General features: G+C 48.8%; 25 protein-coding genes. All 25 read right to left on the bottom strand.

Going from position 1 to position 20,309, the window contains the following annotated elements; translation table 11 throughout:
- Nucleotides 1–7: 7 nt before the first annotated feature.
- On the bottom strand, nucleotides 8–631 hold the full coding sequence (locus tag NE638_RS13930) for a hypothetical protein (protein ID WP_173746434.1): 624 nt from the start codon (nucleotides 629–631) through the stop codon (nucleotides 8–10).
- A 99-nt stretch (nucleotides 632–730) separates the two neighbouring features.
- Entirely contained in the window at nucleotides 731–1,132 is a 402-nt protein-coding gene (locus NE638_RS13925) for a cysteine-rich VLP protein (protein ID WP_050005650.1), read from the bottom strand.
- Entirely contained in the window at nucleotides 1,133–1,324 is a 192-nt protein-coding gene (locus NE638_RS13920) for a hypothetical protein (RefSeq protein WP_003500082.1), read from the bottom strand. It abuts the gene before it with no gap.
- 2 nt (nucleotides 1,325–1,326) lie between these two features.
- Nucleotides 1,327–1,974, bottom strand: a complete 648-nt coding sequence (locus NE638_RS13915; protein ID WP_173746431.1) for a DUF4366 domain-containing protein — start codon at nucleotides 1,972–1,974, stop codon at nucleotides 1,327–1,329.
- Entirely contained in the window at nucleotides 1,961–2,227 is a 267-nt protein-coding gene (locus NE638_RS13910) for a DUF4315 family protein (protein ID WP_085808128.1), read from the bottom strand. Before NE638_RS13910 ends, NE638_RS13915 begins: the two co-directional genes overlap by 14 nt.
- Before the next feature lie 22 nt (nucleotides 2,228–2,249).
- Nucleotides 2,250–3,917 carry a C40 family peptidase gene (locus NE638_RS13905; RefSeq protein WP_173746429.1) on the bottom strand — a complete coding sequence of 556 codons (1,668 nt, stop codon included), beginning with the start codon at nucleotides 3,915–3,917 and terminating at the stop codon, nucleotides 2,250–2,252.
- Between the two features lie 279 nt (nucleotides 3,918–4,196).
- Complete coding sequence (locus NE638_RS13900) at nucleotides 4,197–6,626, bottom strand: VirB4-like conjugal transfer ATPase, CD1110 family (protein WP_420314208.1); 2,430 nt, start codon at nucleotides 6,624–6,626, stop codon at nucleotides 4,197–4,199.
- A complete protein-coding gene (locus NE638_RS13895) occupies nucleotides 6,544–6,930 on the bottom strand; it encodes a PrgI family protein (RefSeq protein ID WP_003500106.1) in 387 nt (128 codons plus the stop codon). Before NE638_RS13895 ends, NE638_RS13900 begins: the two co-directional genes overlap by 83 nt.
- 44 nt (nucleotides 6,931–6,974) lie before the next feature.
- Nucleotides 6,975–7,628, bottom strand: a complete 654-nt coding sequence (locus NE638_RS13890) for a DUF7007 domain-containing protein (protein WP_173746427.1) — start codon at nucleotides 7,626–7,628, stop codon at nucleotides 6,975–6,977.
- A 9-nt stretch (nucleotides 7,629–7,637) separates the two neighbouring features.
- The gene (locus NE638_RS13885) at nucleotides 7,638–8,279 is read right to left on the bottom strand and encodes a septation protein SpoVG family protein (RefSeq protein ID WP_015567066.1); all 642 of its coding nucleotides are present in this window, start codon (nucleotides 8,277–8,279) and stop codon (nucleotides 7,638–7,640) included.
- Between the two features lie 42 nt (nucleotides 8,280–8,321).
- Nucleotides 8,322–9,188 (bottom strand): VirB6/TrbL-like conjugal transfer protein, CD1112 family, encoded by an 867-nt coding sequence (locus NE638_RS13880; RefSeq protein WP_117762130.1) that lies wholly within the window; start codon nucleotides 9,186–9,188, stop codon nucleotides 8,322–8,324.
- Nucleotides 9,189–9,229: 41 nt separating this feature from the next.
- Nucleotides 9,230–9,361 carry a Maff2 family mobile element protein gene (locus NE638_RS13875; RefSeq protein ID WP_442863826.1) on the bottom strand — a complete coding sequence of 44 codons (132 nt, stop codon included), beginning with the start codon at nucleotides 9,359–9,361 and terminating at the stop codon, nucleotides 9,230–9,232.
- A 24-nt stretch (nucleotides 9,362–9,385) separates the two neighbouring features.
- Nucleotides 9,386–11,083: a recombinase family protein gene (locus tag NE638_RS13870; protein ID WP_015521926.1), complete on the bottom strand. Its 1,698-nt coding sequence runs from the start codon at nucleotides 11,081–11,083 to the stop codon at nucleotides 9,386–9,388.
- 26 nt (nucleotides 11,084–11,109) lie between these two features.
- The gene (locus tag NE638_RS13865) at nucleotides 11,110–11,292 is read right to left on the bottom strand and encodes a hypothetical protein (RefSeq protein WP_015521925.1); all 183 of its coding nucleotides are present in this window, start codon (nucleotides 11,290–11,292) and stop codon (nucleotides 11,110–11,112) included.
- 303 nt (nucleotides 11,293–11,595) lie between these two features.
- Nucleotides 11,596–11,712: a putative holin-like toxin gene (locus NE638_RS13860; RefSeq protein WP_015543458.1), complete on the bottom strand. Its 117-nt coding sequence runs from the start codon at nucleotides 11,710–11,712 to the stop codon at nucleotides 11,596–11,598.
- Between the two features lie 264 nt (nucleotides 11,713–11,976).
- Nucleotides 11,977–13,884 (bottom strand): AAA family ATPase, encoded by a 1,908-nt coding sequence (locus tag NE638_RS13855; RefSeq protein ID WP_023843669.1) that lies wholly within the window; start codon nucleotides 13,882–13,884, stop codon nucleotides 11,977–11,979.
- A gap of 38 nt (nucleotides 13,885–13,922) precedes the next feature.
- Nucleotides 13,923–15,650, bottom strand: a complete 1,728-nt coding sequence (gene mobQ, locus NE638_RS13850) for a MobQ family relaxase (RefSeq protein WP_003864580.1) — start codon at nucleotides 15,648–15,650, stop codon at nucleotides 13,923–13,925.
- Nucleotides 15,650–16,015, bottom strand: a complete 366-nt coding sequence (locus NE638_RS13845; protein ID WP_015543456.1) for a DUF3847 domain-containing protein — start codon at nucleotides 16,013–16,015, stop codon at nucleotides 15,650–15,652. The genes mobQ and NE638_RS13845 overlap by 1 nt, the downstream gene beginning before the upstream one ends.
- 200 nt (nucleotides 16,016–16,215) lie before the next feature.
- The gene (locus tag NE638_RS13840) at nucleotides 16,216–16,446 is read right to left on the bottom strand and encodes a hypothetical protein (protein WP_003864582.1); all 231 of its coding nucleotides are present in this window, start codon (nucleotides 16,444–16,446) and stop codon (nucleotides 16,216–16,218) included.
- Nucleotides 16,434–17,000 carry a DUF3990 domain-containing protein gene (locus NE638_RS13835; RefSeq protein WP_020944841.1) on the bottom strand — a complete coding sequence of 189 codons (567 nt, stop codon included), beginning with the start codon at nucleotides 16,998–17,000 and terminating at the stop codon, nucleotides 16,434–16,436. The genes NE638_RS13840 and NE638_RS13835 overlap by 13 nt, the downstream gene beginning before the upstream one ends.
- Nucleotides 16,993–17,217 (bottom strand): DUF3791 domain-containing protein, encoded by a 225-nt coding sequence (locus NE638_RS13830; RefSeq protein WP_003864584.1) that lies wholly within the window; start codon nucleotides 17,215–17,217, stop codon nucleotides 16,993–16,995. Before NE638_RS13830 ends, NE638_RS13835 begins: the two co-directional genes overlap by 8 nt.
- Nucleotides 17,218–17,539: 322 nt before the next feature.
- Nucleotides 17,540–19,051: a hypothetical protein gene (locus NE638_RS13825; protein ID WP_003864585.1), complete on the bottom strand. Its 1,512-nt coding sequence runs from the start codon at nucleotides 19,049–19,051 to the stop codon at nucleotides 17,540–17,542.
- 112 nt (nucleotides 19,052–19,163) lie between these two features.
- The gene (locus tag NE638_RS13820; protein ID WP_003864586.1) at nucleotides 19,164–19,346 is read right to left on the bottom strand and encodes a DUF6440 family protein; all 183 of its coding nucleotides are present in this window, start codon (nucleotides 19,344–19,346) and stop codon (nucleotides 19,164–19,166) included.
- A gap of 33 nt (nucleotides 19,347–19,379) precedes the next feature.
- A complete protein-coding gene (locus NE638_RS13815; RefSeq protein ID WP_040466130.1) occupies nucleotides 19,380–19,694 on the bottom strand; it encodes an L-2-amino-thiazoline-4-carboxylic acid hydrolase in 315 nt (104 codons plus the stop codon).
- 94 nt (nucleotides 19,695–19,788) lie between these two features.
- Nucleotides 19,789–20,214, bottom strand: a complete 426-nt coding sequence (locus NE638_RS13810; RefSeq protein ID WP_003864588.1) for an N-acetyltransferase — start codon at nucleotides 20,212–20,214, stop codon at nucleotides 19,789–19,791.
- Nucleotides 20,215–20,309 lie beyond the last annotated feature (95 nt).

Below are 20,309 nucleotides of genomic sequence, written 5' to 3'. Positions count from 1 at the left end.
TCCTCCTTTATCGTTCCTCATGGTTTTTATGGCTCCGCTTCTGGCCGGGCTCCTTTTGGGGTTCCTGCCCTCTGGTTCCTTCTTTGAGCCGGGCGGTAATGGATGGGCGCACCCGGTCAGGATTGCCCGGTGCTGGTTTCAGTTCATAATCCTCCATCTGCTTTTCGGTCAGCGGCTTTGCGTAGGTCAGTTCGCCCCATGCCATCAGCCTGCCGTCTGCCACAGGACGCCGCCTGTCATCATCGTAGTTGACAATGGAAAGGGGCTGGTTATCCGGCGGCTTCGGGTAAGTTCCTATGTCCACGGGCCGCTGGGTGGAATAATAGCGGTAAACGCCCTCCGGTCCCAGCTCGGTATGCTTGACCGCCGCATGGTAAAGCTGCTGATAGTCGTCCACCCGGCGGTCAAAGTCCCTCTGCGCCCACGCCTGACTGGTTCCATAGCGGCCCCAGTAGTAATCCCGATGGCCGTTTTCCCCTTCGGTAAACTGCCAGGTCACAAAGGGGCTCGGCGCTCCCGGATTATGCCCCAGCGCAAAGCCGTGTCCGGTTTCAAAGGTGGCAGCTTTCAAAATCACATATCCTTGTACTGTCTCCAAGAGATCCCTCCTTTCTGTGCCTCGGGCCAACATGACCCGAAGTGCTGGATGTTACGAAATAAGAGGGCAGACCGGGGAGGAATGTAATAAGATATTCCCGCCCCGGAAACACCCTCAAAAAAGCCCGGAATGTCAAGCCTTTGGAGGCGGCAAATCGTAACAGCCGCCCGGCCTTTTCTCCCGCATTTTTCTCATGCGTTCCCGGCTTTTCCGGCGGTTCCCTTCGGCCTTGCAGGCGTCGGAACAGTAGGCTTGACGCCCCTCGGGCAAGAACGCCTTCCCGCAGACCGCACAGGCCCGCAGCTCCGGGGAGATACCTTCCGTTGTCAGCGACGCTTGAAGCTCCGGGTTAAGAGGCAGGACAGCCTCACGGAAATAACGGCAGTACGCCCCTGTCCAGCACTTGTGCAGCATATAGCAGGCACAGTCAAGAGGAAGGCACAGGCCGCTTTCCCGGTCATAGTTGGCGCACATCCCCGTGACCAGAGTGCGGATTTTCTTCTTCTCGTCACGGGTCAGCTCCCGGGCGTCCATTTATGACTTCGGGCCACGATGGCCCGAAGGGCGGGGCTCCACGATCAGCGCCCGGAACTTCTTCCGGCACTGTTTTTTCTTTCCTTTGCACTCCTTGTAATAACGGCATCCCTTACAAGGGTCGTCATTGTCCCAGCCGGGGTGCGGTACTTCCTTCATCATTCGTTCAAAAGGGCTGCTTGTAAAATTCATTCTCATTCCTCCGTATCTTCCTCCCATGGCGGGGTATCTTCATCCTCGGGTTCCTCTGCGATCTCCTCCAGCTCCCCGTCCTCATATTCGCAGTAATCATCTTCCAAATCCGGAGCCTCATGCTTCGGCTTGTAAATCTTGAAATAGTAACCAATCCCACCGCCGGCCAGCACCACCGCACCGATCAGGAGCAGAGAGAGAAGGGGGCTGTCCTTTTTCTCCGGCTCGGGTTCCGGTACTTCCTCCACCGGTTCGGTGGGCTTTGGCTTTGGCTCAGGGGTCACTTCTTTGGGCGGTTCCTTACCCTGTTCAGCAAGAGGCAGAAGGTCGTCTGTGGTAACGGTATTGAGGAAATAGACGTTCTCGCTGGTTTTCTGTTTGTCGATCACCAGATAAAACACGCTCTCGTCTGCTGTGGTGATGGTGTAGAACTCCTTTCCATCCTCGTCGGTGGCGTTGTCCACCACGGTTCCCGTCCCGTCCGGGGTAAAGGGGTTCTGGGTTTCCGGCTCCGCTTCGGTTTCCACCGGGGCGGGCGTTGTCTCTGGCTGCGGCTCGCTGCTCTGGGCGTAGGCCGGGACCGTAAAGATCAGGCAACACAAAAGGCTGGCAGCCATCGCCGCCAGCCTGCGAAATTTAATTTTCTTCATGGGCTGTGTCCTCCTTTTCGGGTGCCTTCGGCTTCGGGTCAGTATGGCCCGAAGCGGTAAGGCTGTTTTTGGGGTCATTCAGAAAAGCCATAAGCTGGGCGGGCGTCAGTTTGAGGGAGCGCACCGCTTGCACGATTTGGCTGTTTTCTTCCTCCTGTTTCTGCTTTTCCAGCTCCCGGATTTTGGCCTGCCACTCGGCAGCCTTCTCCCGGGCTTTTTCCAGTTCCTTATCGAGCTTGTCGATTTTGTTCATGCAAGGACTCCTTTCCTCTGGCTCACAAACGCCCGAAGGCATAGAAATGTGTCTGCCAGTAGCTTGAATTGATGTTTGCGTATCGGATGGGTGAACCACAATGAAGCATCATCCCGTCGCCCACATAAATCCCCACATGGGACACAGGGCCGGGGCTGTCATAGGTTCCCGTGAAAAAGATAATGTCGCCGGGCTTTGCCTCGGAGGGAGAAATGATAGCACACTGGTTGTAAATGCCCTGCGCCGTGGTACGGGGCAGGTTGTGGACGCCGCTGGCCGTGTACACCCAGCAGACAAAGCCCGAACAGTCAAAGGAGGTGGACGGGCTGGAGCCGCCCCACACATAGGGCCAGCCGATGTACTTTGTGGCTTCTTCCATGAGCGCCGCAAAAGCCGGGTCATCCAGCGCCTCGCCGGGTATCTCATAGCTGGGGCCGGTATCTTCGCCACCGTTGTAAATCCCTTCCCACAGATAGGGTTTGTTGCCTTTGAGCTGCTGCATAACGGTGTAGATTTCCCGCTGCTGTTCGTTAAGCCTCGGCAGGATCACGGCAGGCAGCGTCTTGTTTGTGAGGGTCACATTGAGAATGTAATACTCATAGGGAACTTCCTCGGTGGTGGTTTCCCCGGTCTCCGGGTCGGTGCTGGTTTCGGTGCGGTAGCGTATCTCGACTTCCTCCGTCAAGGTCAGTTCATACTGTGCCTCGAAAATCTCCCGCAGCTCGTCCTGCACCTGTTCACGGAAATACACATGGTACTTTGCCGAGAGATAGGACGCCAGCTCATAGGGGTTATGGCCGATCTCGTCCACGGAATAGCGGTACTCGTCATAGCCGGGATGGGTGCTTTCGATGTTCGCTACCGTCTGCGCCAGCTCGTTTTCCAGCGCTGTGTAGTCCTCGTCCACCCCCAGCAGGTCCGTATCCTCCGAGGCGTAGGAGGTGCCGGATAACGCATTGGCGAGGCCGCTGCCAAGCGTGGGGAAGATGGAACTTACCGCCGACACAAGAAAACAGAGCAGCAACAGCAGGAGCAGGACCAGCACCGCCACGGGATGACGGGTCACAAACTGCGCCGCCCGACGGGTCGCAGTTCCCGAAGCGGCAGCGGTTTTCGTTGCGGCCTTTGCGCCCTGTTTTGCAGCCGCCTTTGCTTCTTTGGAATACCGGCGTTTCAGTTTCCATTTCTGCTGCACACGGGAAAGCGGATTGCTGGCAAGCTCCGGGTGATCGGAGGCCATCTTTTGAAAATCCACATTGGCCCGGGCTTTTATGTCCTTCCGTTCCCACTTTGCCACCTTCCGGGCCGGGTGTTCCCGGTATCTCCGTTTGGCATACCGGGTCAGTTTCCGGGCTCCGGCCTCGGCCACAAGTTCCGACTTATGGGCTCCTTCCACACCCACATTTTCATGCTCAACTTCGTGGATTTTGTTGTGGACATAGAACCATGCTTCTGTACGGGCTCCTCGGACTGCCTTTTTTGCAAGCCCCGGTGGTTTCTTCGCTGCCCGTTTTGCCTCAGTCTTGTCCAGTTTCTCCCGGGCCTTTCCCAGCTTTTCCCCGGCGTGTTCCGCTTTTGCCTGTGCTTTCTGGTACTTGTCCTTTTTGCTCCCGGCCTTCTCGGCGGAGCCCTCCGGCTCCTGTGCCTTGCCGGTATCCTGCGGCCCGCCCGCTTCATCTTCCTGCCTCATGCGGTCAGAGGGACGGCTTTTCCGGCTGTCCTCTTGAAACTTGCCGCTTTTGGACTTCGGGCCATCGTGGCCCGAAGGACTGTCCTGCCCGGTATCCTCGTCCTCAAACCGCAGGCGTCGAGATGGTGCGGGGGAAGGCCCTTCCCGTTCCGCCGGTCCGGGGCGATTGCCCCCGGTATCCTCCGTCGGCCCCGGCCTTTGAAAATTCTGTTTGTCCGGTTTCTTTCCGATGATGTATCCCTCCTTTCCAAACCTCGGGCCATCATGGCCCGAAGTGTGTTATGCCCGGTTCATTTCCTGTTTTTTGTCCTCCGGGCGGGTGGTCATAATGGCGTACAGCTCGGTATTCTGCGGGAAGCGGTCAACAAACGGGATGGTGGTGTTTCCGAAGAACAGCAGCCCTTCGCCGGAATTGGTATGGGTCACATAGGAAAGCTGGTGGGGGCTGATCCCAAGCTGTTTGGCTAAAATCTGCCGGTCCCCCTGTGCCTGCGAGAGCAGCACAAGGAAGTCCGAGTTTTCAAAGATGTTCTCAATCTCCGGGCTGGCAAGGAAATCCTTTACGTTCTGCGTTAAAGCACTGGGAACGCACCCTTTTTTTCGCAGCATTTTCCAGATCGCCACACAGTAGCTTGCCGTCAGACGGTCACGGAGCAGCACATGAAATTCGTCGAAGTAACACCATGTAGCGATACCGCGCAGGAAATTCATGGACACCTGCGAGTTTACCAAATCCTGCATAATGAGCATGGCAATCGTCCGAAGCCCGGCCCCCAGCTTTTTCAAGTCAAGGCATACCAGACGGCGGTTTAAGTCCACATTGGTTTCATGGTTGAACACGTTAAGGGAGCCCGACACATAAATTTCAAGGGCAGTTGCCAGCCGCACCGCCTCGCCCTCCGGCTGGGAACAGAGCAGGTCATACAGGGTTTGGAGGGTCGGCATTTTGCTTGTTTCCGGGTCCTGCAAGTGTTCCCGGTACATCTGGCGTACACAGCGGTCAATGACGGTCCGCTCCACCGGCTGCAAGCCATCCTTGCCGCCGACGATCAGCTCCATCAGCGACAGGATAAAGTCGGCTTTCAGCGCCATCGGGTTTTCCTCGTCAAAGCTCAGGTCAATGTCCATCGGGTTGATGTGGTGGGGGCTGTCCGGGGCGATCTCGATGACCTGTCCGCCCAGCCGCTTGATAAGGGACGAGTATTCGCCCATCGGGTCCACCACAATGATCCGGTCACGGGTGGCAAGGAACACGTTCACAAGCTCCCGCTTTGCGGCAAAGGATTTGCCGGAGCCCGGCACGCCGAGGAACAGGCCGTTGGGGTTTTTGAGCTTTTTCCGGTTTGCCATGATGACGTTATGGGAAAGTGCGTTGAGCCCGTAATAGACGGCTTCGCCATCCATGCGAAGCTCCTGCGTCATAAAGGGAACGAAAATGGCCGTGGAGCTGGTGGTCATGCCGCGCTTGATCTCAATGCCGTTATGGCCCAGCGGAAGGCTGGAAAGAAAACCGTCCTCCTGCTGGAAGTCCAGCCGCTTCAAGGTGCAGTTGTATTTCTGGACGATACCGGACACCGTGAACAGGTCATTGTCCAGCTCCCGGCGGGTCGGAGCCATGTTTACCACAAGGAAGGTCAGCAGGAACATTCTTTCATTCCGGCTCTGTAAATCTTCCAGAAGGGTCTTTGCGTCGTTGCTGTACGTTACAAGGTCGGGCGGAAGTATGTCCATATCGTACCCTGACCGGGCTGCCTTCTTTTGTTCCTCCACCTTCATCTTGTCAATGTCGGAGACTTTGGCCTTGATGGATTTTACGGCGGCGGCCTGATCGACGGTCTGGATATGGAGGGTGATGGTCATTTCCGCATCCATTTCCAAAAGCTCCGCTAGCAGCTTGTCCGAGAGCTCCGAGGCCAAAATCTGCAAGTAGGAGGCGGCGCCCCAAGTCGTCCCCACCCGGAACAGACGGCTGAAACGGAAGTCGAAGCTGTCCGGGGCGATAAAGTCTTTGGTGGAAAGCCCGGTTTTGGGGATCATATCCCATGAAAACCGGAAGGGGGAGCCGCTGCCGGGGTGGAGCTGCCCGTGAAGAAGCTCCAGCCGTTCCAGCCCCGAAAGGGAGCGGCACTTGACGCCCAGCTTTTTGAAGTTCCCGCAAATGTCCGCCTCTACACGTTCCAGCCTTGCCCTGGCGGTGGGAAGGTCGTCCACGTTCACGCCGAAGGTCAGGAGCTTCGTGCGGACAATGCCGTTGTTGCTTTTGGCGATCTGGTTTTCCAGCATTTCCACATACTCACACCGGACGCTGTTGTAATCATCGTCCTGCATGGGGATGTTCACGCTGTACCGGCTGCCCGGGCGGCTCCGGTGGTTGAGGAAGGAAAGCTGGAACGGAAGGCTGCTGTCAAAGTAGTTGAGGCAGGCGCTCCACCCGTCAAAGATGGCCGCCTGATCTTCGGACTGTGCGAGCTGATAGTTGATGTCCTCGTATTCAATGGTTTTGGTGTAATAGCGGTCCGCTACCCGGCACACCCCGTCCCGGTACATTTCCCGGTAAGGGAGGGTCTGCTGGGCGGTGGTGGGAATGTTCTTTCCTTTCGTGAACAGGCCGGTAAGGCCCTGCTTTTCAGGCTTTCTGCCTGCGGGCTTTCCGGCCCTTCTGCTGTTTCGCAATCGGCTGCGCCTCCTTTCTGGCGCTAAGCAGCGCATAGAAGTTTTCGGTTTTGTAAGGCCGCACACGGGGATAGAGGAACCGGGTGCGGATGATGTTTTTCAGCACTTTTTCCAGCGGCAGACCGTCTCGTTCATACATAGCCAGAAAGAAGAACGGGAGCATGAGGCCGATCATCAGGAACATGGCGGCACTGTTCCCGATACTGCCACGGGAAAACAGGTAAGCCGGGAGGCCCACCGCCGCCGCGCTGGAAAAACAAACAAGCTGGCGCTTCGTTAGGTTGAAGGCCAGCTTTGTCTTGATTTTGGAAAGGTCTTTTGGTACTGGCACATAGGCCATTTTGGTACACCTCCTTTACTGCTTCGGGCCAGCATGGCCCGAGGTTATCTTGCGGCTTCTTTGGCCGGGGCTGTGCTGCGGGCAGCTTCGACGGCTTCTCGTCCGCTCTGCCTTGCCCGCCAGTATTCGGGGTGATACTGCCGGATGGACTGATTGAGCTTTTCTTCAAATTGTCCTTTGTCCTTAATGCGGTCAGGGATGTTCCACAGTTTTTTGTCCAGCAGCTCCCGGAGCACCACACTTTCCTGTGCGTCCTCCTCATAGCAGATATAGCCCTTATCCTTGAAGCCGCACTTTTTCGCCGCTGGGGAGAGGACGGCGGCTACCTCATTTGCCACCATCGTTCCGCCGTGGCTGGCGGTAGATACCAGAAACACCCCCGGACAGAGGGTTTCACAATTCTGCACCTCGCCCCACGGGGAGCTTTTCGGCGCATGGAACATTCCGCCCGTCCGGCTCCGGTCTGCCTGCATGAGTGCTGCCTTTTCTAAGATGGCTTTCAGTTCCGGGGAAAAATAGGCATATTCCCGAAGGACACGGGCGGCCTCCCCGCCGCAGGCGTTCATCAACAGGGTATAGGCGTCGCTGTCCGCTTTGGTACAGCGGCCCAGCAGTTTTCCGTCGTAATAGCAGGCCGCGTCATAGCCCGTCCGTTTGCGTGGCATGGTTCCCGCCTCCTTTCTGCTTCGTGCCAGCATGGCCCGAGGTCAACGCTCTGCACTGCGGCTGGGCTTTTCCTTCGGAGGCCGCTCTGCCTTTGCCTGTTCGGCAGCCGCTTTTCCGGCTTTGAGTTGGTCGCTGATGGACGCACGCCCCACAGAGCCGCGCTCCGCCATCTGTTCCAGCTTTGCCTCATAGGCTTGCAGAACAGCAGTATTGAGCTGTTCCCGGAACTCCTTTGTGACAGGGTAGGCCATATCCCGATAGCCGCCTTTGCCGTCCGGCTGGCTGGGCATCCCAAGAAAGAGGCCCTTGCTGCCCTGTACGATTTTCAGATTTTCCACCACAAAGCAGTCATTGAATTTCACGCTGGCAAAGCCCATCAGATTTTTCACAGGTTCGATGACCCGCACGCTTACATCCAGCTTCAACGGTGCGGCCGGGGTGGTGTTTGCAACCTTTTCCTGCATGGTTTCCTCCTTTCCGGCGGGAACAAGGTTCCCGTCCTTGTAGTCATAGCCTTCCGCCCGGAGTGCCGCCAGCGTGTCCGCCGATACGCACCCGGACAGTTTCAGATCGGTTTCCACCATAAAGCGCATGGTGTCTGCTTTAGAAAATTCTTCGGGGAGCTTTCCGTAGAAAGCCGGGTGCGGCTGTCCGTCCGCACCCTGTTTGTAACGCCGGGGCATACCGCCTCCTTTCCGCTTCGGGTCAGCATGGCCCGAAGTCTCTTAATGGCAGCCGAAGATGGATTTTGCAAGGCTGCCCGTTTTGAACAGGGTAAAACACAGCAACACCGTATATCCCACGCATCCCCAGATCGCCCCGATGGGGTCGCCGTCGGCGGCGATACTCTGGATCAGCACCGCATAGATGGCAACACAGACTAAGATCAACAGACCTTGAAAACCCACCGCAAAGAGGGAGCGGAAATAGTTCTGCCCCATGTGTCCGGTTTCCCTGTTGGGGACTGTGGCAAACGGGATAGGCGCTAAACTTGTGAGTAAATAAATTTCAATCATACGGCCATATACGATGACGAAAATCACGATGTTTAAGGCAATCATGGTAAGCTGGATCAGGAAGGACTGGAGCCAGAGTCCGAACAGAGGGCCTAACTCCATCGCCTCAAGCTCTGTCCGCAGACTGTCCAGCACATCCGGCGTGATTTCTGTCCCGTTCTGGATAATGCCCGCTGACTGCTGGATCACATGCTGGCTCACATCAAAGACCGCCAGCACGATATTGAAAGTATTCGTCAGGATCATCACAGCCACAAAGGTTTTGAACACCCACTTAAAAAACATCCATGTGTCAACTTCATGTAGGTTGTTGCGTTCTATGAGCATCTGTATCAGTTCATAGGTCATAACAAAAGTGAGGATGACCCCGGCGATTGGCAGAATGGCAGTTTCGGAGATCTGTCGTATCATGGAAAAGACCCCGGCGTTCCAGTCCGCCGGGGTCGTGCCTACCTGTGTGGCGATTTCGCCAACGCTCTGATTGACGTTATCGAAAAGGCCGTCCAGATTTCCCATGATACCATCGACGAGCAGACCTTTCAGCCATTCAACGATTGCGTCGATGATAAAGTCCATACATCAGCTCCTTTTCTGGAAAAAGGGACAACGGGTGACATTTAGCTGAACAGCCCGGACAGCAGAGGGATAAGCTGAAGGCCGATCAGAACGACACCGCCGCCCGCCATGAGCTGTTTTATGTCTTTTATGAGAAAATATTTGCTCGAAATGAGCCTTGAAAAGATTAAAATAGATTAAATTTTGATAGATTTTTCTTATTTATGGGAGCCGGAACCTCTTTCGATGGTTCCAAGCTCCGGTATTGGTTTTAAGTTGAAATGAATTTCCATTGTGACCGTTTCAGGAGTACGGCAGTAATTTTCTGTTCCGTCTTTCTCCTGCGGTTCTGAGATAACGATTTTACTGATCAGCCGGTTCAGAAGATTGGCATCCAGTTCTTTGATGTCCGCATACTCGCTAATATCGTCAATCCACTGCTGGGACTGTGCATCCAGTTTTTCTTCCGTATTCAGCACACTCTCATTCTGGAAAAGTTCCTTTTTGATATCTGTCTGCTCCTTCTGTGTCTTCTCCAGCATCTTATCAAAAACAGATTCTGTAATCTTGTCATTGATAAGGTCATCATACAGTTTTGCAATCAGCCGGTCTAACGTTTCCAGGCGGTCTTTCTGCTTTGATACCAGCTTCTCCAGACTTTCCCTGTGTCCCTGTGTATCTTCCTCGCATAACTCCTTTACCCGGTTTTCCAGTTCTGTTCCGTCTCCGGTAACTGCTTTTGCACATTCCTGGATTCTGGTAAGGACTGCATCATACAGGTCATCAGCGTCCACCCGGTGCTGGGTACAATGTGCTTTCCCCTTATGGATATAAGTGGAACAGGTATAAACTTCATGCTGGTCTTTGGTGTGCGTCTTCTTCAACGTCAACGCACCGCCACACTCTGCACAGCGGAGTAATCCGGCAAACATGCTGTATTCTCCCTGTTCTGTCTGGCGTTTCCTGCCTTTCATCTTTGCCTGTACCAGATCAAATACATCCTGCGGAATGATTGCTTCGTGGGTATCCCTGACTGTGATCCAGTCCTCCGGAGCTTTATCTCCCTGATTGCCAATCTTGAAACGGTAGTACCTTTTCTGGGAAGCCATGTCACCACAGTAAACGGGATTCATCAGCAGGGATTTCAGATAGGATTCATCCCATACATATTTCCCATTTTCCGGGTCTTTCTTTTCCCATTTTGTGTAATAGGTGCGGAGTCCCCGTTTCCGGTGCCACCATGACGGGCAGGGAATCTGCTGGCGTTCCAGTTCTCTGGATATAAAGTTAATCCCATGACCGTCCACCGCCCACTGGAAAATTTTCCGGACAATCGGTGCTGTCTCGTCGTCAATCAGGAGATGTCCCTTTTCCTCCGGGTCTTTCTGATATCCCAGTGGTGGAACAACACCTGTAAACTTTCCCTTGGTTGCCTGCAGGTGATAGGACGCATGGACTTTCTTGGAAATATCTCTGGAATACATCTCGTTCAGCACGTTCTTAAATGGGGCAATCTCATTGTCTCCGGCAAAGGTATCCACATTATCATATAATGCGATATACCTTACTCCATGCTTTGGGAAAAACTCCTCCATCAGAAATCCTGTCTGTACATGGTTTCGTCCCAGTCGGCTCTGGTCTTTGGTAATTACAAGATTCACCAGTCCTTTTTCACAGGCTTTGAGAAGTCTCTGCAAATCAGGTCGGTCTGTGTTCAATCCTGTATAACCATCGTCCTGAAACACATCCACCACCTGCCAGCCCTGTGACTGACAGTAATTCACCAGTATGTCTCTCTGGTTGGAGATGCTGGCACTCTCTCCGGTCAATTCGTCATCTTTGGAAAGTCGGCAGTATACACCAACTCTCCAGGTTGCATTTCTTTCTATATTGTTACTCATATATCTGTTGTTCATCTGATACCTCCGTTACTTTGCACATCCTACGCAGATTTCAGATTACTGAACTCATAATCATTATACTGCTTATCTTTCATTATTGCAAGTTTATCTTTTGTTTTCGTGTCACGTATTTTCTGTGCGATCACCTCTGCAAACACTTCTTTTGCGTCCTGATCACCGTCAAAATATACTCTGATGTTGATAATTTTCTTCTTCACTGCCATTGTAAAACCTCCATTTTTTGCAAAAAAAGAGCAGCTAATCCATTTTTACAGATTAACTGCCCAGACTGTTGGTTACATATATTAAAATTTTTGTATTAACATTTCAGAAATTGGGGATATAATAAAGACAGGGATAAATCCCTGTCAGATGAACTGCATATTTTAATTTTCCCATTGAAAACAAGAGGAATGTGTGGTACATTTGTTATAGGAAAAGCACCCACTCCAAAGTGGATGCCGCCTGAGTTGACTAAATGGTCTTACGACCACCGCCTATCCTGTTGGCAGACAGGATAGGCATTTTTATTTCCTCTTGTTCTTCCGATCAAGAAAGGCAATAATCGCAATTAACAGGCTACCAAAAGCGATCAGTAAACTGAGTACGCCTAAGAATATTGAGATAATCTCATAAGCTGTCATATCACGCACCTCCTTTCTTTCATCTCAGAACCCCGAAAGGCTCCGGTCTGTAAATATCAGGAGGCAGCCACACCCTGTCACAGGTGCTTCCCCGTAACATTGCTGTTACCGGATAATCATACCATTATATCCGCCATATTACAATTCATTTTTGTTCCAGATTCACAGCAATCCTTATTCTGTATGGATACCTGCTATTTCCGTTTGATTGCCTTGCACCGGCAGACGGCAGACGGCAGATAGGGTATCTATAAAGCCTGCCGTTCACTCCAAAATTCTGCCGTCACCCATTCTCCCTTGTTTTTTTAATCGAATGGTATTTTCCTGCTTTTCATTCATCCGATAATCCAGTTCTTCTTTCATCCGGCTTCTGGCTTCTCGCATGGTTCTCTGGGAGATTCCCTGTGCTTTTGCCTTTTCATCCAGTTCCCGGATTGTGACTGCATTTCCGTCTGCAAGCAGTTCATAGATCAGTTTCGTTCCCCGTTGCAGTTTTGTTTCTGTCGGCTTTCCTTCCTTTCCGTCCAGAAGATCATCTGCGGAAATCTCATAAGCTCCCACCCAGCGGAATCCTTCTTCATCTCCAAGTTTAAATGCCATCGTCTCACCTGGAGGTGCAAGAGAACTTTTCTCATGGATCAGTACTCTTGTTGTCGGGTCTTTCTTTACTTTCCCGATAAAAAGCAGGCTTCTCACCGCCGCCATGATATCAATAGAACCAAGTCCCCGGTAAGTACTCTGTGTCCCTGAAGATTTATTCAGATGTCCGATCAGCACAATCGCACAACCGGTCTTTTCAGCGATCATTCCCAGTTTCCGGAATACCGGACGGACTTCATTTGCCCGGTTCATATCCACATCGGCACCGATAAAAGCCTGTACCGGATCAATGATTAAAAGTCTGACCTGATTCTGACGGATTGCTTTTTCAATACGGTCATCGGATAACGTCAATGCTTCCTCTGTATCATCAATGACCATCACCCGACTCAGGTCTGCTCCTGCTTCCACCAGCCTCGGCTTAATCGTATCTCCCATACCGTCTTCTGCAGTCTGATAGATCACATTAAAAGGTTCAATCTCTTCCATGTTCGGGAAAGTCTTACGGTTCGTGCAGGCTGCGGTCAGCATCATGGCAAAATAAGTTTTTCCCTCTCCTGGATTGCCCTGAATAATCGTCAGTTTTCCAAATGGCAGATAGGGAAACCACAGCCATTCTACACTGGTCTGTTCAATGTCTTCATAACACAACATCGGCACCAGTTCTTCCTTCTCCGGTACTTTCATTGTAACTGTTTCAATGATTGATTTCTTCCTGTCTGCATTTTTATCACAGAGGATTTCATTCCAGTCCTTTCGGGACGGTTTCAGACGGATGACACTGTATCCGTCCGGGATTTCTATTGCCAATTTCTCACTGGCTTCATTCCCTGCATGGTCATTATCCAGGCACAGGAAAACCGAAGTAATCTGAGGGCGTTCAGAAAGAAAAGCCATCAGTGCCGCACTGGAAATGCCACCCAGACTCAGGTAGCTCCGCTTTTTCCAGTCTTTGGGAAATAATTGGATAAAAGAAAGCAGATCAATGGCTGCTTCAAACACAAACAACTGATTATCCGTCCCTCTGTGACAGAATCCGTAAGATTTATCAGATTCAGCCACATCTCCCCGGTATTTTGTTTCACCAGTTCCCCTGCAATGGGCATATCTTGGAATACCGTCTGCATCTCTGCCAACAAACACCACATTATGGTGCTTCTTTTCTTCATAAATATCCCCACTGCCGATCCATTCCTCCACCATATTCTTTTCAATCCCTCTGTTTTCTGTCAGATATCTGATGATTCTATCATTATTTTCCTCTTTCTCTGGTAATCGGAAGTCAGGGGACGGGGCGGGGCAGGTACTGTTCCTGCCTTCGCCTTCCTCCCCGGTTAGCATCTTGACAGCTTCCGGAAATGTGGCATTGTAAAATTCCATCACAAAATCCACCGGATAGCCACCCCTCCCCTGACTGTGCCTGTACCACCGGTTTCCGGATACCGTTACACTGTCATGCTTTTTCCAACGGTATTCCTTTCCGCTTTTCCCTAGTTGTTCTCCCTGTGCGCTCAGAAAAGAAACAAGATCTGTCTGATTTGCTCTTATAATTTGTTCTTCTGTATACTGCATTTTGCTCATCCTTTCCCGTCTGTCCTGCTGACAGACTGTTATAAACTCATGTCATAGTTTCGCTTTTTCTTCACTGCCTGTTGTTTTGCATCACGCTCTGCACACTCTTTCTTTTTTTCATCCAGTTTTCTCAGAAGAGAGGTCTTCTTTTCTGGATTCTGCTCCGACTGGTTCAACGGCTGTTGCTCTGCTTTCCCGTTTTCTTCAAGAATCTCTTTCGCCTGAACTGTGTAAAATGTCGGGAACTTCACCTGCTTCTCCCTTTTTTCTTCTGAACGCCCGGAAGTATCTGCTTCTGCCATTTCCCGGTCACGTCTGGCAATATCCGCACAGCTCTGTACCTTTTTCACAAAAGTTAGTTCCTCCTGGTACGGCTGATTATCTGCTTTCAGCTCTTCGATCCCCGCCTGAAGTTCTTCTTTCTCCCGTTTCCATCTGGCAGTTGGCACTTTTCCATTTTTATCCAGATGTTGTTTCAGTTCCCGTTCACATTTGCGGTAATAATTGATTTCTTTTTTATGCTGCTGATAATATCTCTCCCGTCTTTTCTGAAAATAGAAATGGTTATACTCATCAATCAATGGCTGATTTGTTTTTATTACCTCTGCCATCTTTTCCAGATTCTCAAGTTCCTTTAACTGTTTCCGCTTTTCAGAAATTTCTTTTTTACTGACAGAAACAACACCGTTCAGTTCCTCAATCCGTTCCTGCAAGTCATCCATCGTTTCTATCTGATGTGTCTGAAGATAACTGATGGATTTTGCAAACTCCTGTAAATTGGAGAGATTCTTACCTCTCTGTTTCATCTCCGCATAAAAATTGGGAAGTGGTGGTCTGCCCTGTGTCTTTTTATCATAATAATCCTGCAGGCTTTCCAGCAGTGTCGGGTTCTGCCTGCGATCCAGCTCTGCTTTCATTTCCTCATAAGCTGTCTTCATCCACTGAATGGATTCTTTCAGAGAAATAAACATCTGGTTAAACTGCCGGATTGCCCGGTTCAATTCTCCGATCACCGTTTTGATTCCCTTTTTCTCCATTGCCCGGACTTCATATCCCTCATGGATGGTCGGGATCAGGTCAATCCCCTGTTCTTTGTAGGAACGGTGGTCGATTCTGGATGCCATGTGGCACTCCCTGAATTTCCCATTTACTTTCTCTGTCCATGCCCGCCGCCATTCTTTTAAAAGCTCCGGATCATTCCATCCGGTAGTAGAAACAGCATTGAACATATCTTTTCCTTTGGCATCCTTCACCCGGTTTCCATCCTCATCAAGAATATATTCCCTTCTCTGCTTATTGCCCCAGATTCCTTCCTCTGTAAAAGGACGGATTGGGACAAGCACATGGAAATGGGGATTATCCGGTTCTTCTTCATTTTCCGCTTTTCCCTCATGGACTGCCAGATCCACGATCATGCCACGTGCCACAAACTGCTCCTGGCAGAACTCTTTTGCCAGTCTGATATTTTCCTCAAGTGTCAATTCATTCTGCAGTGCAATGTCAAACGAATAGGCAAGCTGTGCCTTGTTGTTCCGTTCCACATGCTCCACCTCGTTCCAGAGTGTTTCCCTGTCAGTCAGACGCTCTGGCACATACTCCGGTGTCAGGATTTCTGTAAATATCACACCTGACTTGCTCGTATAATCGTGTATCTTGTTGTAATAACTGTCAAAAATCCTCTGCCCGGAAATATAGGCTGCGGAAGCGACCACCATCTGCCCTTTCCCTCTGGATACATTCCTTACTGAAAAATGATACAGTGCCATTAACTGTCATCTCCCTTCTCTGTCTTTTTTACTGCTTCTGCAATCTGCTGTTGATCTTTGTGTAAGGCGGCTATATGAGCCTGCCGCACAATACTCTTGTTGTAACTGCTGTTCTGCAGTTGATTCATCATGTCCTGGACGTCTTCCTGTTCCAGATCTCTGGACAGCGGAAATACTTTCTCAAACTCTGCCCCTTTGACAATCAGCCGGTGGGAACGTTCCCTGCGTTCTACCAGCTTCTTCCGCTGCTCCAGAATGTTTTTGTGGTGAATTGCTGCCTCCAGTTCCTGTCTGCTCTTTTCCATGTTGGCCTTCAGTTCCTCCAATGACATGGATTCATACTTTGGATTTTTTGCTCTGCTCATTTTCTTGTACTCCTTCTTTTTTCTGTAAACAAAAAGAACCGGCTTATTCATGAATGCCGATTCCTGGGTATAAAAAACTGAGGTCGTTGTCCTGTGATTAGGAAATGCTGACCTCAGCGTTTTTGAAATATTTAATTGTTGCTCCTTGGAATGAAAGTCTTTGTCACCATTGTCGTATAAATTTAAACTCACATCCCATATCAGGATTTCTTTAATTCTTCCATATACAGTTCAGCTATATATGCCGGACCAGTGCACCACAGCTTTGTCTTCTCATCATACAGTGCTTTTCCTGTCTTTGAACACAAAAAATCTGTCAATACCTCGTTTCTGTCCTTGCCTGTCTCTTCTGCGATTTCATCTGTCACCATAGTGATCAGAAGGTCGATTGTATAATTCATTTTTTCCTTTGGAATTGTTACTTCAGCCATATCTTCTCACCTTTCACAAATTTCAGACACTCAATAGCTGCCTCAGTTTTAAAGCAGTATTGATCTTTCAATTTATTCGGCAGCAACTGTCTGATACAGAAATCGTCTGCTACTTTATCACCTGCAGTCCCAAAAGCACCCGCAAGATAAGCGGTAAGAGTAGCGTTTGTTGCATCATCCGCAATCTTTCCTGCAATGATATCATATTTTGCCATTTCACGTTCAACCTCAATAAACATTTTTTTCTTTCGGTGAGCGGCGATACAATGTAACCAGTCCACATCTGCATTTTCAAAAATATGCGTTTCAAGATTTTCTGAAAGTTTGAATTCAAAAGTTGAAATATATCCAAACTTCTGCCCCTCTTCAATTGTTCCGGTTGCGATGGCTTTGGCTATTGAGGTTCTCAGAAAACTTTCTGCCTGTTCCTTTGATGTGGTTAAATAAAATCCCTGTCCAAAATCTTTTCTCTTTGCACATTTGGCAAGATCTGGCTCTTTTACTTCACAATAACTTCCATGATAGAGAACAAATCCATCTTTTAACTCAAGCACTAATCTCTATCCCCTTTCTTTGCAAAAATTCAGTAATATCTTCAAGCACAGCTTCATCGCCTTCACAATGAAAAATCCCATAGCATTTTTCTATATATCCAAGAACATCGGCTTCTTTAAACAAGTGGATAATCTGTTCAACAGGTAAATGCCACTCTTCTGAAGCAAGCCGGATTAGTCTTGTTTGCATAAAAGTAATCTCTGTTTTCTCACTCATTATGAATCCTCCTCATTTTCTTAGTCAGTAAAACCGGAATTGTTGATTACCAAGGCATATTTCCAAATCGACTAATAAAAGTTACTGTTAGTCCGGTTTTATCAATCATTGCAAGTTTTACGATTGCGCCTGTACTGTTTGCTTTCCTCCGTCGACATTCAAATCTGTTGCCGTGGCACCTGGATCAGCGCAGTTCACCTCTTATGTCTTGGAGTCCTTTTGCATACTTCCAAAAGAACCCAGTCCGCTTGAAACATTTACGATAATAGTTTTATTTTTTCTCTCATTGTCATACAATGCACCTACTTCCCCAGAATTTATTTTACCACGTATTCTTCTGTTCGTCTGTCACCTGCATCGTATCTGCATTTACCAGATAAAAATCTACCAATTCGGTCTCGTAATTGCCATCCGGATATACTTTTTCTAACACCAGTTCTTCGCAGGAATTACCATCTGCATCTGTCTTGGAACCATTATCGTACAGACAGTATCTCACATTTACCGTATTACCGTTCTTTGTTTCCTGCGTTTCGCTGACGACAGCATAGACTTCTCCCTTTGCATTCGCCGTGTAACTGAACGCCATATTTTGAAGTGTATTCTGCTCCTGAAGGTAATTATAAACTGCCAGCATTGCATTTTGAATTGTCAGACCATCATGCTGCCCTTCTGTCTCGTAATCTTCTATGGTATTTCCACTCTGAATATCCTCTGAATCTGTTGAATTCTCTGTATCCAAATCCGGTAATTCTGTAGTATCCTCTTCTTGATTATCTTCTTCATCTATTGTATCCGAAGACCACCACAGACCATCCATACTCTGCATAACAAATGGATTATTGGTTCTGTATCTCCGTTCACCACCATAATCTTCCTGCACAGTTATATACGTATATTTGCTGTCACAACCAGTCACCGTTTCTGTTCCATCCATTCCGAACACTACACTCAGACCACTCATTCCAATAATCAAAAGTGCAAATATCGCAGCAGCTCCATAGACAATTATCAATGCCACTTTGTTTTTACCGAATTGTATGGATAATGCCTGGCAATTGTGTCTGTATAAACTCACGATCCCCCAGATCAAAAGAACCGCCAGACTGATTGTAATAACAGTAATCGATATTTCTGCGAAACGATATCTCACTTCATATCCCATATCACGTTTTATACCATACCACAATCCATAGAAGAAGGTACTATACGCAAGAACCAAAGTAATGATACTGATCCGTATCGGATGCTCTTTTTTATCCGGCACTGCCTTCTTCAGTGCCTCTGCCATCTGCGCTGCCGCTCTCTGCTCTATCCACATAGCAAGCTCTGCTTTTGACGGATATGTGCATTTAGTATCCGGAATCCCTGCGTAACACATCTGGCTCTCTTGAATCCCTGTCGCATCTCCTGCTGCCATTGCTGTAACCACTTTCAGGTAATAATACAACTTCAACTGTGCTGGATTGAATTTATCTATACGAATATCTGCCAGCTCCTGTGCAGCCCGTTCATAATTGTTAAGGAGTACACTCATCCGTGCCATAACCAAAAGCATCTGATTCGCTACAGCAGGGTAACGGTGATATTGCTTCTCATATAAATACCGTGCATACTCATGTCGTTCTTCCGGTGTTAACCGATAGGACTTCTTTCTATTCTGTGCCAGCATCGCAATTCGCAGACCATAAGCCAATTCCAAAATTGCAATCAGCTGGCAGATAAATGCACCAAATCCCCAGATATCCGTTGTATACCGCACATAGGTCACCAACACAATGCCTAGCATTGCCGGAATCACGATCAACCATTTTGTCCAACCTGATCTTCTCATAAAAATCTCCTGAATTGTTTTTCTGAATATAGTATATTACCGCACACACCAATCGACCATATACATATTGTGACGATGCTGTTACTTACCATAACAGTTGCTGTTTCTAAGGTCATCTATTTATAGCCTGAGAAATAACTGGTTTCCCATCTCTGTCCAACAATGGAGTCAGTCCACCTGAATACCCACATGCATGATATAAATAATTCACACCAGTTTCCTTATCCACCCATATCTCAGTAGTAGTTAATGCTCCCTGAGAATATATTTTTTCAAATCTCTCTTCTTTCGCCATTTTCAATTTCCTCCCATAATCAATTTTTCGGTTTTATAAAAAATGTTTCTCTGTTACTTTCTCGATTGTATCATGACATACAGTTCCATCTTCGGCAATCGTCGATTTTCTGATAAATCTCGAATGATGCTTTAATACTCCATAAGCATACCAGTCATGGTTGCAAAATACTTTGCAGAACTCTGCATAGCCATGTTCCTTACAGGTATCGAAATACAGACACCTGCTGATTTCATAAGTAAATCCACTATCATCATCCTGCAAAATTTCTGTCTCCCAACATACCTTTTTTTCGCCCTCCAGATCATCTACCAGAGACTGTCTCACAATCTTATAGCCATTCGGCAATAAATCGACATGCTTTTTTCTCTTTTTCCGTTACCATATTTTCTCCCAACTTGCACACTAAGTCATAATTTTCCAAACACTAAAACTTGAATTTCTATTTCTGCTGCCATGCCATTACATAGTCTTTTTCTCCAGTAGCTTCATCCAAACCGCTATACTGAATCTCAAATCCTTCTCTTTGATAAAAGGATATTGCCCGTGTATTTTTTTGATATACATTTAAGATTAATTTGTTTCTTTTTCCCTTTACATAGTTTAGCAAAATTTTACCTATACCTTGAGATTGCATTTCGGCAGAAACAAAAATACCTTCAATGTATTCGTTACTTAACCCTATAAAACCCTGTATTTCCTGTTTATCCTCGTAAACATAGACAGTTGCCTGTAATAGAAGTTCTTTTACTAACTCAAAATTACTTTTCCAATATTGAGCAGAGATAAAATAATGTGTCTTTATATTTGTATCTAACCATATTTCTGCAACTTTATTTATATCCACTTTCCGTAATTCTCTAATCATAACGGTGATGCTCCTCAAACTCCGATTTTCTCAATTTTTCAGTCGAGTAGACTAAGACCTCTCAATCTTAGCCCCTCACAGATCCGTACGTGCGG

The organism is Blautia sp. MSK.18.38 (genome assembly GCF_024460535.1).
GTDB classification, from domain to species: Bacteria; Bacillota; Clostridia; order Lachnospirales; family Lachnospiraceae; genus Blautia_A; species Blautia_A fusiformis.
This window is presented reverse-complemented; position numbering and strand designations above follow the sequence as displayed.

Coding starts and splice junctions, on each gene's coding strand:
- NE638_RS13840 (WP_003864582.1), bottom strand. CDS start 16,446: ATGGCTGAAGTAACAATTCCAAAGGAAAAAATGAATTATACAATCGAC.
- NE638_RS13870 (WP_015521926.1), bottom strand. CDS start 11,083: ATGAACAACAGATATATGAGTAACAATATAGAAAGAAATGCAACCTGG.
- NE638_RS13860 (WP_015543458.1), bottom strand. CDS start 11,712: ATGACAGCTTATGAGATTATCTCAATATTCTTAGGCGTACTCAGTTTA.
- NE638_RS13880 (WP_117762130.1), bottom strand. CDS start 9,188: ATGGACTTTATCATCGACGCAATCGTTGAATGGCTGAAAGGTCTGCTC.
- NE638_RS13865 (WP_015521925.1), bottom strand. CDS start 11,292: ATGGCAGTGAAGAAGAAAATTATCAACATCAGAGTATATTTTGACGGT.
- NE638_RS13830 (WP_003864584.1), bottom strand. CDS start 17,217: ATGAGTGAGAAAACAGAGATTACTTTTATGCAAACAAGACTAATCCGG.
- NE638_RS13885 (WP_015567066.1), bottom strand. CDS start 8,279: ATGCCCCGGCGTTACAAACAGGGTGCGGACGGACAGCCGCACCCGGCT.
- NE638_RS13825 (WP_003864585.1), bottom strand. CDS start 19,051: ATGAGAAGATCAGGTTGGACAAAATGGTTGATCGTGATTCCGGCAATG.
- mobQ (WP_003864580.1), bottom strand. CDS start 15,650: ATGGCACTGTATCATTTTTCAGTAAGGAATGTATCCAGAGGGAAAGGG.
- NE638_RS13855 (WP_023843669.1), bottom strand. CDS start 13,884: ATGCAGTATACAGAAGAACAAATTATAAGAGCAAATCAGACAGATCTT.
- NE638_RS13930 (WP_173746434.1), bottom strand. CDS start 631: ATGTTGGCCCGAGGCACAGAAAGGAGGGATCTCTTGGAGACAGTACAA.
- NE638_RS13890 (WP_173746427.1), bottom strand. CDS start 7,628: ATGCTGGCACGAAGCAGAAAGGAGGCGGGAACCATGCCACGCAAACGG.
- NE638_RS13900 (WP_420314208.1), bottom strand. CDS start 6,626: ATGCGCTGCTTAGCGCCAGAAAGGAGGCGCAGCCGATTGCGAAACAGC.
- NE638_RS13905 (WP_173746429.1), bottom strand. CDS start 3,917: ATGAGGCAGGAAGATGAAGCGGGCGGGCCGCAGGATACCGGCAAGGCA.
- NE638_RS13845 (WP_015543456.1), bottom strand. CDS start 16,015: ATGAGCAGAGCAAAAAATCCAAAGTATGAATCCATGTCATTGGAGGAA.
- NE638_RS13910 (WP_085808128.1), bottom strand. CDS start 2,227: ATGAACAAAATCGACAAGCTCGATAAGGAACTGGAAAAAGCCCGGGAG.
- NE638_RS13920 (WP_003500082.1), bottom strand. CDS start 1,324: ATGAATTTTACAAGCAGCCCTTTTGAACGAATGATGAAGGAAGTACCG.
- NE638_RS13915 (WP_173746431.1), bottom strand. CDS start 1,974: ATGAAGAAAATTAAATTTCGCAGGCTGGCGGCGATGGCTGCCAGCCTT.
- NE638_RS13820 (WP_003864586.1), bottom strand. CDS start 19,346: ATGGCGAAAGAAGAGAGATTTGAAAAAATATATTCTCAGGGAGCATTA.
- NE638_RS13925 (WP_050005650.1), bottom strand. CDS start 1,132: ATGGACGCCCGGGAGCTGACCCGTGACGAGAAGAAGAAAATCCGCACT.
- NE638_RS13895 (WP_003500106.1), bottom strand. CDS start 6,930: ATGGCCTATGTGCCAGTACCAAAAGACCTTTCCAAAATCAAGACAAAG.
- NE638_RS13810 (WP_003864588.1), bottom strand. CDS start 20,214: ATGATTAGAGAATTACGGAAAGTGGATATAAATAAAGTTGCAGAAATA.